This is a genomic window from Mycobacterium sp. E2497, from assembly GCF_001668695.1.
GTDB lineage: Bacteria > Actinomycetota > Actinomycetes > Mycobacteriales > Mycobacteriaceae > Mycobacterium.
In genome coordinates this window covers 1-11,643 of sequence record NZ_LZKD01000128.1, presented here as the reverse complement: position 1 = coordinate 11,643, position 11,643 = coordinate 1, and the positions used below count along the sequence as shown (strand labels likewise).

At 69.8% G+C, this 11,643-nt stretch carries 10 protein-coding genes, 1 tRNA gene and 2 pseudogenes; 4 read left to right on the top strand and 9 right to left on the bottom strand.

Annotated elements, in window-relative coordinates; translation table 11 throughout:
- Nucleotides 1-3 precede the first annotated feature (3 nt).
- Together A5713_RS10355 and A5713_RS10350 are read left to right on the top strand one after the other, a co-directional pair.
- Nucleotides 4-960: a 4-(cytidine 5'-diphospho)-2-C-methyl-D-erythritol kinase gene (locus A5713_RS10355; RefSeq protein ID WP_197509130.1), complete on the top strand. Its 957-nt coding sequence runs from the start codon at nucleotides 4-6 to the stop codon at nucleotides 958-960.
- Between the two features lie 326 nt (nucleotides 961-1,286).
- Nucleotides 1,287-2,921: a fatty acyl-AMP ligase gene (locus A5713_RS10350; RefSeq protein WP_067920360.1), complete on the top strand. Its 1,635-nt coding sequence runs from the start codon at nucleotides 1,287-1,289 to the stop codon at nucleotides 2,919-2,921.
- Nucleotides 2,922-2,929: 8 nt separating this feature from the next.
- Here A5713_RS10350 and pth read toward each other — a convergent pair whose 3' ends face one another.
- The 8 genes from pth to A5713_RS10310 all read right to left on the bottom strand — a co-directional run bounded on the left by pth (nucleotide 2,930) and on the right by A5713_RS10310 (nucleotide 9,158).
- Complete coding sequence (gene pth, locus A5713_RS10345) at nucleotides 2,930-3,505, bottom strand: aminoacyl-tRNA hydrolase (RefSeq protein ID WP_067920308.1); 576 nt, start codon at nucleotides 3,503-3,505, stop codon at nucleotides 2,930-2,932.
- Between the two features lie 12 nt (nucleotides 3,506-3,517).
- Nucleotides 3,518-4,186: a 50S ribosomal protein L25/general stress protein Ctc gene (locus A5713_RS10340; RefSeq protein WP_068095254.1), complete on the bottom strand. Its 669-nt coding sequence runs from the start codon at nucleotides 4,184-4,186 to the stop codon at nucleotides 3,518-3,520.
- A gap of 137 nt (nucleotides 4,187-4,323) precedes the next feature.
- Entirely contained in the window at nucleotides 4,324-5,205 is an 882-nt protein-coding gene (locus tag A5713_RS10335) for an oxidoreductase (protein WP_068095252.1), read from the bottom strand.
- 119 nt (nucleotides 5,206-5,324) lie between these two features.
- Nucleotides 5,325-5,972, bottom strand: a complete 648-nt coding sequence (locus A5713_RS10330; RefSeq protein ID WP_068095250.1) for an LpqN/LpqT family lipoprotein — start codon at nucleotides 5,970-5,972, stop codon at nucleotides 5,325-5,327.
- Entirely contained in the window at nucleotides 5,969-6,325 is a 357-nt protein-coding gene (gene arsC, locus A5713_RS10325; protein WP_067920299.1) for an arsenate reductase (glutaredoxin), read from the bottom strand. The genes A5713_RS10330 and arsC overlap by 4 nt, the downstream gene beginning before the upstream one ends.
- Entirely contained in the window at nucleotides 6,326-7,306 is a 981-nt protein-coding gene (locus A5713_RS10320; RefSeq protein WP_067920297.1) for a ribose-phosphate diphosphokinase, read from the bottom strand.
- 91 nt (nucleotides 7,307-7,397) lie between these two features.
- Nucleotides 7,398-8,885 carry a bifunctional UDP-N-acetylglucosamine diphosphorylase/glucosamine-1-phosphate N-acetyltransferase GlmU gene (glmU, locus tag A5713_RS10315; RefSeq protein WP_067920295.1) on the bottom strand — a complete coding sequence of 496 codons (1,488 nt, stop codon included), beginning with the start codon at nucleotides 8,883-8,885 and terminating at the stop codon, nucleotides 7,398-7,400.
- Between the two features lie 201 nt (nucleotides 8,886-9,086).
- A tRNA-Gln gene (locus A5713_RS10310) sits at nucleotides 9,087-9,158 on the bottom strand.
- 163 nt (nucleotides 9,159-9,321) lie between these two features.
- Between A5713_RS10310 and A5713_RS10305 the strand changes: the two genes are divergently transcribed.
- The gene (locus A5713_RS10305) at nucleotides 9,322-9,915 is read left to right on the top strand and encodes a TetR/AcrR family transcriptional regulator (protein WP_142393504.1); all 594 of its coding nucleotides are present in this window, start codon (nucleotides 9,322-9,324) and stop codon (nucleotides 9,913-9,915) included.
- A 39-nt stretch (nucleotides 9,916-9,954) separates the two neighbouring features.
- Here A5713_RS10305 and A5713_RS10300 read toward each other — a convergent pair.
- Nucleotides 9,955-10,653 (bottom strand): annotated as a pseudogene (locus tag A5713_RS10300) (diaminopimelate decarboxylase); the annotation flags it as partial.
- 107 nt (nucleotides 10,654-10,760) lie between these two features.
- On the opposite strand from A5713_RS10300, the pseudogene A5713_RS10295 reads away from it, so the two are divergent.
- A pseudogene (locus tag A5713_RS10295) lies at nucleotides 10,761-11,643 on the top strand (transcription-repair coupling factor); the annotation flags it as partial.

Below are 11,643 nucleotides of genomic sequence, written 5' to 3'. Positions count from 1 at the left end.
TGGGTGACGATGACTGACGGCAACACCGCCGCCCAGTGGGTGCCCACCGGGTCGGTCACCGTCCGGGTGCCCGGGAAGGTCAACCTGTATCTGGAGGTCGGCGACCGCCGCGAGGACGGCTACCACGAGCTGACGACCGTTTTCCAGGCCGTCTCCCTGCTCGATGAGGTGACGGTCCGCAACGCCGACGTGCTCTCCCTCGAGGTCGTCGGGGAGGGCGCCGACAAACTGCCGACCGACGAGCGCAACCTCGCCTGGCAGGCCGCCGAACTCATGGCCGAGCACGTGGGCCGGGCGCCCGACGTCTCGATCATGATCGACAAATCCATCCCGGTGGCCGGTGGGATGGCCGGCGGCAGCGCCGACGCGGCGGCCGTGCTGGTCGCCATGAACTCGCTGTGGGAGCTCAACGTGCCCCGCCGCGACCTGCGGATGCTCGCCGCACGGCTGGGTAGCGACGTGCCCTTCGCGCTGCACGGCGGCACCGCGCTGGGGACCGGCCGCGGCGAGGAATTGGCCACGGTGTTGTCCCGGAACACCTTCCACTGGGTGCTGGCGTTCGCCGACGGCGAGCTGCTCACGCCGGCGGTGTTCGCCGAGCTGGACCGGCTGCGGGAGGCGGGGCACCCGCCGCGGCTTGCCGGGCCCGGACCGGTGTTGGCGGCGCTGGCCGCGGGCGACGCCGACCAGCTGGCGTCCTTGCTGGGCAACGAGATGCAGGCCGCCGCGGTTAGCCTCAATCCCAAACTGCGCCGCACCCTGCGCGCCGGGGTCGAGGCCGGCGCCCTGGCGGGCATCGTGTCCGGCTCCGGCCCGACGTGCGCCTTCCTGTGCTCCTCGGCGGCCTCGGCGGTCGACGTGGGCACCGAGGTGTCCGGCGTGGGAGTCTGCCGCACGGTGCGCGTCGCCAGCGGGCCGGTGGCCGGCGCGCGGGTCGTGCCCGCCCCCACCGAAGTGTGAAAATCGCCCCAAATCGGGCATTCGTTTGGGCTGTTCCCTAAGAGGAGTTTAAGATAATCCGCGGTGACGGGTAGCGCTGAGCAAGAACACTTATTTTCGTCGTCCGCCGGGGTTTCCGGCGGACGACTGATACTTCGGGCCCACCGGCGTTTTCGGGGCTCGATTCGCGCCGACCGGATGGCCGGATGCCTGGCCGTCGACCCATCGCCGATTCGAGACCTAACTGCCGCCCGACTGTGTTTGCGTGCCTGCTCCCAAGCGTTACCCGGGGAGCGGAATATGAGATCCCGGGCGTTGTGGCGAGCGCCGGAACCGAGGAGGTTTGTGTGAGCAGGTTTACCGAGAAGATGTACCGCAATGCCCGCAACGCGACGACGGGCATGGTCACCGGTGAACCCCACGAACCGGTCCGCCACACCTGGGGCGAGGTCCACGAGCGCGCCCGCCGCATCGCGGGCGGCCTGGCCGCCGCCGGTATCGGGCTGGGCGACGCGGTCGGTGTGCTGGCCGGCTTCCCGGTGGAGATCGCCCCGACGGCGCAGGGCTTGTGGATGCGCGGCGCCAGCCTGACGATGCTGCACCAGCCCACCCCGCGCACCGACCTGGCCGTGTGGGCGGAAGACACGATGAACGTCATCGGCATGATCGAGGCGAGGGCCGTCATCGTCTCCGAGCCCTTCCTGGTGGCCATCCCCGTGCTCGAGGAGAAGGGCATCAAGGTCCTCACCGTCGCCGACCTGCTGGCCTCGGATCCGGTCGACCCCATCGAGGTCGGCGAGGACGACCTGGCGCTGATGCAGCTGACGAGCGGCTCCACCGGGTCTCCCAAGGCCGTCCAGATCACCCACCGCAACATCTACTCCAACGCCGAGGCAATGTTCATCGGCGCGCAGTACGACGTCGACAGGGACGTCATGGTCAGCTGGCTGCCCTGCTTCCACGACATGGGGATGGTCGGCTTCCTGACCATCCCGATGTACTTCGGCGCGGAGCTGGTCAAGGTCACGCCGATGGACTTCCTGCGCGACACGCTGCTGTGGGCCAAGCTCATCGACAAGTACAAGGGCACCATGACCGCGGCGCCCAACTTCGCCTACGCGCTGCTCGCCAAGCGGCTGCGCCGCAACGCCAAGCCCGGCGACTTCGACCTGTCCACCCTGCGGTTCGCGCTGTCGGGCGCCGAGCCGGTTGAACCCGCCGACGTCGAGGACCTGCTCGACGCGGGTAAGCCGTTCGGCCTGCGGCCCTCGGCGATCCTGCCGGCCTACGGCATGGCCGAGACCACGCTGGCGGTGTCGTTCTCGGAGTGCAACGCCGGGCTGGTCGTCGACGAGGTCGACGCCGACCTGCTGGCCGCGCTGCGCCGGGCCGTGCCCGCCACCAAGGGCAACACCCGCAGGCTGGCCACGCTCGGCCCGCTGCTGCAGGACCTCGAGGCGCGCATCATCGACGAGAACGGCGACGTGATGCCGCCACGCGGCGTCGGCGTCATCGAACTGCGCGGGGAGTCGCTGACGCCCGGCTACCTGACCATGGGCGGCTTCATCCCGGCGCAGGACGAGAACGGCTGGTACGACACGGGCGACCTCGGCTACATGACCGAAGAGGGCCACGTCGTGGTGTGCGGCCGCGTCAAGGACGTCATCATCATGGCGGGCCGTAACATCTATCCGACCGACATCGAGCGGGCCGCCGGCCGTGTCGAGGGGGTGCGGCCCGGGTGCGCCGTGGCGGTGCGCCTGGACGCCGGCCACTCACGCGAGACCTTCGCCGTCGCCGTCGAATCCAACGCCTGGCAGGACCCGGCCGAGGTGCGCCGGATCGAGCACCAGGTCGCCCGCGAGGTGGTGGCCGAGGTCGACATGCGGCCGCGCAACGTGGTGGTGCTCGGGCCGGGCACCATCCCGAAGACACCGTCGGGCAAGCTGCGCCGGTCGCACTCCGCGACCCTGGTCACCTAGGGGCGGCTCTACCAGGCGTGGACGCGGTTCTGCGCCGGCTCCAGCCCCAGCTCGATCAGCAACTCGGTGGCGTCGGCCGCCTGCTCGCAGATGGTGGGGACCTCGGCGCGCTCGGCGGCCGAGAAGTTCTCCAACACGAATGCCGCCGGGTCTTTGCGTCCCGGCGGCCGGCCGATCCCGATGCGGACGCGCTGAAACTCCTTGGTGCCCAGCGCGGACGCCACCGAGCGCAGGCCGTTGTGGCCGCCCTCGCCGCCGCCGATCTTGAGCCGGATCCGGCCGAAGTCGAGGTCGAGGTCGTCGTGGACGACGACGATGTCGGCCGGCGGCACCGAATAGAACTTCGCCAACGGCCCGACCTGGCGGCCGGACTCGTTCATGTAGCAGCGCGGCTTGGCGACCAGCACCGAGTGCCCCGCCAGTCGACCGCTGACCACGTCGGCCCCGGACCGCTTGTGCACCTTGAACTTCGAGCCCAACCGGTCGGCGAGCAGGTCGGCGACCATGAACCCGAGGTTGTGCCGGGTGCGGGCGTAGTTGTCTCCGGGGTTGCCCAGGCCGACCACCAGCAACGGCTCGGCCACGTTGCGGTCCGCCTACTCGGACTCGCCCGCGGGGGCCCCGGAATCTGTGGCCTCGCCGGCTTCCTCTTCCGCCGGGGCGGGTGCGCCCGCGGCGGCCTCGCCGGCGCCCTCTTCCTCGAGGTCCTCGGCGGTCGGCGCGACCACCACGTTGACCACCAGCATCTCCGGGTCGGAGATCAGGTTGACGCCCCGCGGCAGCTCGATCTGCCCGGCGGCGAACTGGGTGCCGGGCTCGGCGTCCTGCACCGACACCGTCAGCTGCTCGGGGATCGACAGGGCCTCGGCCTCGATCTCGATGGTGTTGGTGTCCTGGGTGACCAGGGTGCCGGGTGCGGCGTCGCCCTCGATGACGACGTTGACCTCCACGACCACCTTTTCGCCACGGCGCACGACCAGCAGGTCGGCGTGCTGAATGGTGCGGCGGATCGGGTGGATGTCGAGCGCCTTGGTCAGCGCCAGCTGTTCCTTGCCGTCGATGTCCAGGCTCAGCACCGCGTTGGTGCCCGCGTGGCGCAACACCGCCGCGAAGTCGTGACCCGGCAACTCCAGGTGCTGCGGCTCGGCGCCGTGGCCGTAGAGGACGGCGGGAATCTTGCCCTCGCGGCGGGCCCGGCGGGACGCGCCCTTGCCGGTCTCGGTTCGTACCGTGGCGGTGAGTTGGTTGCCCGCGGACTTGGCCATCGTGTCGCTCCTGTGTGCTCGGTGCCTGAGTGTGGGCACGGCCAGGGTCGCGACAGTTCGTCGGTCTCCGTCGATAACGGTGCTGGCTGGCCAGCCACCCTCGCCGTGACGCCCGGTCAGGTTAGCGCATGCGCACCTCAGAGCGGAAATTCGGTGCCGGTGAGCTGCTCCGACAGTCCCCACAGCGCCGTCGCCATCGCCCGGTCCTGTGCCCGCCGGCTGCGCCTGACCGGCTGGGTGCGGCCGGTCTGCCCGAACCGCGGCCCGACGAACGTGTCGCCCGGAAGGTCCTGCGACGCGGCATACAACGTCTGGCGGGCCCCGAAGTCGGCGTCGGTGGCGACGATCCGGGTGACCGCCGACATCATCGCGTCACCCAGCCTGCGGCCCGAGGCCCCCTGCAGGTTGGTGTGCGAGTAGCCGGGGTGGGCGGCCAGCGCGCGCAGCGCGGAACCGGCCCCGTCCAGCCGGCGCTGCAGCTCGCTGGTGAACAGCAGGTTGGCGAGCTTGGACTGGCTGTAGGCCAGCCACGGCGAGTAGCGCCGCGTCTTCCAGTTCAGGTCGTCGAGGCTGATCCGGCCCGCCCAGTGCGCCATCGACGACACGGTCACCACGCGATCGGTGAGCTTGGGCAGCAACAGGTTGGTGAGCGCGAAATGCCCGAGGTGGTTGGTGCCGATCTGGCTCTCGAAGCCGTCGACGGTCTGCCGGTACGGGGCGGCCATGATGCCCGCGTTGTTGATCAGCACGTCGGCCTTGTCGACCCCGCCGGCGAATTCGCGCACCGAAGAGAGGTTCTGCAGGTCGAGTGAGCGCACCTCGACGGGGCCGGTGTGGGAGCCCCGGATCTGCAGCGCGGCCTTCTCGCCCTTGCGGACGTCGCGGACGGCCATGACGAGCGTCGCGCCGCACCGCGCCAGTTCGCGGGCGGTCACCGCGCCCAGCCCGCTGTTGGCGCCCGTGACGATGACGGTGCGCCCGGCGAACGAGGGTAGGTCTGCGGCGGTCCAGTTGGTCATGGCTGACGAGCCTAATCCGGCCGGCTCAGCGGGATCGCGCCGAGATTGCCGCCGCGGCGGTGGTTGCGGCGGCGATCACGACCGTGGTGGCAATCTCGGCGAAGCCCGGCGGTCTGAAATCACTTCGCGGCGACGACGAACCCCCGCATGATCGCCTCGATGTCGGTGGACTGCGCGACCGCCTCGTTGGCGAGGTCGGTGATGGTGAGCTGAACCAAATACCGCTGGTGGGCGGGCGAAGACCCGGTCGCGATGACGATCCGGTTGAAGCTGTGCAGCCGCGTGCCGTCCAGGTCGTAGCTGCCCTGGATCATCGAGGAGGGGAAGCCGTTGTAGGGCGTCGACGAGGCGTCCAGCTGCTTGAAGTTCTCGAACAGCTGAGCGTCGTCGTTACCGTGCTGGATCACCTGGGCCGGATCGAAGTCGCCGCGCAGCAGGAAGACTACGAGCCGGGCGGTCGGATACTTGCCGCCCTTGGAGATCATCACCGTCTCGGGCGCGATGTGCGGGTTGTTCGCCGCCGTCCAGCCCGAGGGAGTCGGGATCGACACCGTCAGGTCGGGCAGGTTGCCCGGCGCGACCTGCTGGCCGGTCACGCCGATGTTCTGCAGATACTGCGACAGCGGGACGGGTTTCGCCACCCGCGTCGTGGTGGTCGTGGTCGTCGGAGTCGTCGACCAGATCGATTGATAGTCGGGCGTTTTCGGGCCGCACGCCACCGCGGGCAGCGTCAGCGCAATGGCCGCGGCCGCGCACGCGCGCCTCACAGAATCTCGCGGACCTTCTCGACCGGCCGGCCCAGCCGGGTGCCCTTCGCCGTCACGACGAACGGCCGCTCGATCAGGATCGGATGCTCGGCCATGGCGTCGAGCAACTCATCGTCGGTCGCATCCGCCAGATCGAGCTCTGCGTACAGCGATTCCTTCTTGCGTACCGCGGTCCGCACGTCGATCCCCGAATCGCTGATCATGCGAGCCAGTTCGGTGCGCGACGGCGGGGTCTTCAGGTACTCGACGATCGTCGGCTCAACGCCGTTGTCGCGCAACAGATCCAGCGTCTTACGGGAGGTGCTGCACCGGGGATTGTGGTAGATGACGGCTTCGGCAGGCTGTACAGCCATCTAGGCGTCCCCGTCGAAAAGCCCCGTCACGGAGCCGTTTTCGAAGACGGCGCGAATGGTGCTGGCCAACAGCGGCGCAATGGACAGGACGGTGAGCTGGGGGAAACGCTTCTCCTCGCCGATCGGCAGCGTGTTGGTGACGATCACCTCCCGCGCGCCGGACGCGGCGAGCCGCTCGGCGGCCGGGTCGGACAGCACGCCGTGGGTGGCCGCGATGATCACGTCACCGGCGCCCTCGTCGCGCAGCAACTTGACCGCGCCCGCGATGGTGCCGCCGGTGTCGATCATGTCGTCGATGAGCACGCAGGTCCTGCCCTGCACTTCGCCGACGACCCGGTTGGACACCACCTGGTTGGGCACCCGCGGATCGCGGGTCTTGTGAATGAAGGCCAGTGGAACGCCACCCAATGCGTCGGCCCACTTCTCGGCGATGCGTACCCGGCCCGAGTCGGGGGAGACGACCACCATGTTGCCGTCGGGGTAGTTGTCGCGGATGTACCCGGTCAGCAGGTTCTGGGCGCGCATGTGGTCGACCGGCCCGTCGAAGAATCCCTGGATCTGGTCGGTGTGCAGGTCGACGGTCACGATCCGGTCGGCGCCCGCGGTCTTGAGCAGGTCGGCGACCAGCCGCGCCGAGATCGGTTCGCGGCCGCGATGCTTCTTGTCCTGCCGGGCGTACGGGTAGAACGGCATGACCGCGGTGATCCGCTTGGCGCTGCCCCGCTTGAGCGCGTCGATCATGATCAGCTGTTCCATCAGCCAGTTGTTCACCGGATTCGGATGTGATTGCAGGACGAACGCGTCGCACCCGCGCACCGACTCGTGGAACCGCACGAAGATCTCGCCGTTGGCGAACTCGCGCGCCGTCTGAGCGGTGACGTGGACGTCGAGCTCCTTTGCCACCTGCTCGGCCAACTCCGGGTGCGCACGGCCGGAGAAGAGCATCAGGTTTTTGCGGTTGTCGGTCCAGTCGTGGCTCAACGCACTGCCCTCGCCGTTCGGATCAAAAGTGGATGGCCAATCGTACGTAGCGAATCGTACGGAAAAGTGGCCGGGTTACCAGAAACCGACATCACGGTGTCTGTTCGGGCTCGGATTTCCCTTCGACGGCCCCGGACGGTTTTCGGGCCGCCTTCTCGGCCGCCTCGGCGGCCGCGCTGCCCGGTCGTTTGCGCTGTACCCAGCCCTCGATGTTGCGCTGCGGGCCCGCGGACACGGCCAGCGCGCCCGGCGGGACGTCGTCGCGGACCACGGTTCCCGCGCCGGTGTACGCCCCGTCGCCGACCGTCACCGGGGCGACGAACATGGTGTCCGACCCGGTGCGCACGTGCGAGCCGACGGTGGTGCGGGCCTTGGACGTGCCGTCGTAGTTGACGAAGACGCTCGACGCCCCGATGTTGCTGTGTTCGCCGATGTCGGCGTCCCCGACGTAGGTCAGGTGCGGAACCTTGGTGCCCGTGCCGATCGTGGAGTTCTTGGTCTCGACGAACGCCCCGAGCTTGCCTTCGTCGCCCAGCACGGTGCCGGGCCGCAGATAGGTGAACGGGCCGACCGTGGCCCCCGCACCGATGGACGACGACGTGCCGTGCGTGCGCACCACCGACGCACCGTCGCCGACGGTGACGTCGGTGAGTGTGGTGTCGGGGCCGACGACGCAGTGGCTCCCGACCTGGCTGCGCCCCAGCAGCTGCGTGCCGGGGTGGATGACGGTGTCGCGCCCGATCGTGACGTCGACGTCGATCCAGGTGGTCGCCGGGTCCACGATGGTCACCCCGGCCATCTGATGGGCGGCGACGAGGCGGCGGTTGAGCTCGGCGCCCAGTTGCGCCAGCTGCACGCGGTTGTTGACGCCGGCGACCAGGGCGCTGTCGTCGACGTGCTGGGCCTGGATGGCCCGCCCGTCCCCGCGCAGGATCGAGATGACGTCGGTCAGGTAGAGCTCCTGCTGGGCGTTGTCGGAGCTCAGCCGGCTCAGCGCGGAGCGCAACGCCGCGACGTCGAAGGCGTAGACCCCGGCGTTCACCTCGCGGATTTCCCGCTGGGACGGCGTTGCGTCGGCGTGCTCCACGATCGCGGTGACCTCGTCGTCCTGGGTGCGCAGGATGCGGCCATAGCCGGTGGGGTCGTCCAGGGTCGTGGTGAGCACGGTCGCGGCGGCAGCCCCGGCGTTGTGCGTCTCGATCAGGCCCGCCAGGGTGTCGGGGTCCAGCAGCGGCGTGTCGCCGGAGGTGACGACGACCACGCCGGCGTAGTCGTCGGGCAGCGCGGACAGCCCGCAGCGGACCGCGTGGCCGGTGCCCAGCGGCCGGTCCTGCAGGGCGACCTCGATGCCACGGCCGAGGGCGTCGGCCGATTCGGCCACCAGCGGCGCGATGCGCTGATGATCGTGGCCCAGGACGACGACCAGGTGCTGCGGCGCGACCTTGGTGATGGCGTGCAGCAGGTGCGACAGCATGCTGCGCCCGCCGATCTCGTGCAGCACCTTGGGGGTGTCCGAACGCATCCGGGTGCCGGGCCCGGCCGCGAGCACCAGGACCGCGGTATCACCACGAGACGCCATCAACTCTCCTCAACCCCGGCGGGGACGCCGTCTCCGTAGGACGACACGCCGTCAAGCGTGGCACTTCATCTGATGTTGACGCAAAGACCGCGCCCAGGGCTGGCGCCTATGTCGACTCGCCTAGGTCGACTCGCCGACTGTGGGCCCTAGGTATGGAAACTGCCGCGAATTCGTCCATAGGCCCCACACTCGCGAGCCGTGCTCCGTCGCCAGGACTCGAACCTGAACTATCTGAACCAAAATCAGAGGTGCTGCCGATTACACCACGACGGACCGGGCGGCAGACCGCGCCAACCCAAGACTTTAGACGGTGTGCGGGCCGACCGCGGCGCCGAGTGATACACCGGCTTTTCGGGCCTGTCGACGCTATACGCTGATTGACGTGGCTGTTCTCGATAAGGAGCCGGACAAGGAGGTGCGCGCGCCGCGCGCGCGGATGACCGGCAGCGAGCGCCGACAGCAACTCATCGGCATCGCACGCTCGCTGTTCGCCGAACGCGGCTACGAGGGCACCTCGATCGAGGAGATCGCGCTGCGCGCCAACGTGTCCAAGCCGGTCGTCTACGAACATTTCGGCGGCAAGGAGGGGTTGTACGCCGTGGTCGTCGACCGGGAGATGTCGGCGTTGCTCGACGGCATCACCTCGTCGCTGACCAACAACCGGTCCCGGGTGCGCGTCGAACGGGTCGCGCTGGCGTTGCTCACCTACGTCGAGGAGCGCACAGACGGCTTCCGGATCATGATCCGCGACTCGCCGGCCGCGATCAGCTCCGGCACCTACTCCAGCCTGCTCAACGACGCCGTCAGCCAGGTCAGTTCCATCCTGGCCGGCGACTTCGCGCGTCGCGGCCTGGACCCGGAGCTGGCGCCGCTGTACGCGCAGGCGCTGGTGGGCTCGGTGTCGATGACGGCGCAGTGGTGGCTCGACACCCGCGAGCCCAAGAAAGAAGTGGTCGCCGCGCACCTGGTCAACCTGATGTGGAACGGGCTGACCCATCTGGAGGCCGACCCCAGGCTGCAGGACCAGTAGGGGCTCGGCCCGGCGGGTTCATGCGGTCAGCGTCACACCCACCGCGACGACGGGCCGGGGGAAATGCTCTGCGGCGCAGGCCTCGTCGAGCGCGTCCTCGATGATGGCGGCCAGCTCGTCGGCACCGGGTTCCGATCCGCCCACGACGTAAGGGTCGGCCTGGTCACCACCCAAGTGAAGTTCGGTGAGGATGATGTCGTGCCGGGCGCGGACGTCCGCCATGGCGGCAATCGTCCGGCGGATCGCCTCGTCGTAGCGGGCCGCGGCGCCGGCCCGGGTGGCCGAAGGATCCGGCCGGCAGTGCAGGCCCACCAGGTCGAAGGTGGTGCGCGCCGGCCCGCGCCGCGCCCGGCCGGCGACGTGGGGAGCCTCGATGGGCGAGTCCAGCACGATGCGCCCGACGCCGACGCCCACCGCGTCGCGCAACAACTCGGGCGATCCTGGGTGCGCGACGATGCGTGCCGGGTCCGTCCCCGCGGCGAGGGCGACCGCCAGCTCGCCGTCCGAGCGGACGCCGATGCCGAGGCCCTGTTCGCGTACGAAGCGCGCGACCTCGGCGGTCAGCGGCGACCGGCCGAAGTAGACGACGCGCGCACCCCGCAGCGCTTTGCGCCAACGGCGGGCGCGCTCCCGGAAATCGGCCTCGTCGGCCACGCCGGCCGGGGCGTGGCGTCCGGCGCCGGCGCACAGCGGGGGCGCCGCGTCACCGATGGACGGCAGGATGTCCAGCAATGTCATGAGTCCACGGTGCGCCCGCGCCGAGGCGGTCGGGGTTTTCCTTACGACCCCTTGACGGCGCCGGGCTCGAAATTGACGAATCTTGGCGCCCCTAGAATGGATTCATCATGACCGCACCGGGGCCTGCTCGCCCAGAACCCCCGATCGCGGGGCTCGTTGAATTGGCGCTCACCGCGCCGGCCTTCCAGCAGCTGATCGAAAGCGCGGCCGAACGACCGGCTGAGCTTCACCTGGTGGGTCCAGCCAGCGCACGGTTGTTCGTCGCCAGTGCGCTGGCGCGGTCGGGTCCTTTGCTGGTAGTCACCGCGACCGGGCGCGAAGCCGATGACCTGACCGCCGAGCTGCGCGGCGTCTTCGGCGATGCCGTGGCGGCCTTCCCGTCGTGGGAGACCCTGCCGCACGAGCGGCTCTCACCGGGCGTCGACACCGTCGGCGCCCGATTGACCGTGCTGCGCCGGCTGGCCCACCCGGACGACGCACGGCTGGGCCCGCCACTGCAAGTGGTGGTGACGGCGGTGCGCTCGCTGCTGCAGCCGATGACGCCACAGCTGGGGCTGGTCGAGCCGGTAACCCTGAGCGTGGGGCAGGAGATCGCTTTCGAGGATGTCGTCGCCCGGCTGGTCGAGCTGGCCTACACCCGGGTCGACATGGTGGGCCGGCGGGGCGAGTTCGCCGTCCGTGGCGGAATTCTCGACGTCTTCCCACCGACCGCCGAACACCCGGTCCGCGTCGAGTTCTGGGGCGACGAGGTCAGCGAGATGCGGATGTTCGCCGTCGCCGACCAGCGCTCCATTCCCGAGATCGAGGTCGACACGGTCATCGCGGTGGCCTGCCGCGAACTGCTGCTGACCGACGACGTCCGGGAACGGGCCGCGGCGCTGGCCGCCCGGCATTCGGGCGCCGAGCCCGCCATCACCGGCAGCAGCGCCTCCATTCCGTCGACCGCGATGCCCTCGGCCAACTTGGCCAGCATGTCGGTGACGCTGCCGG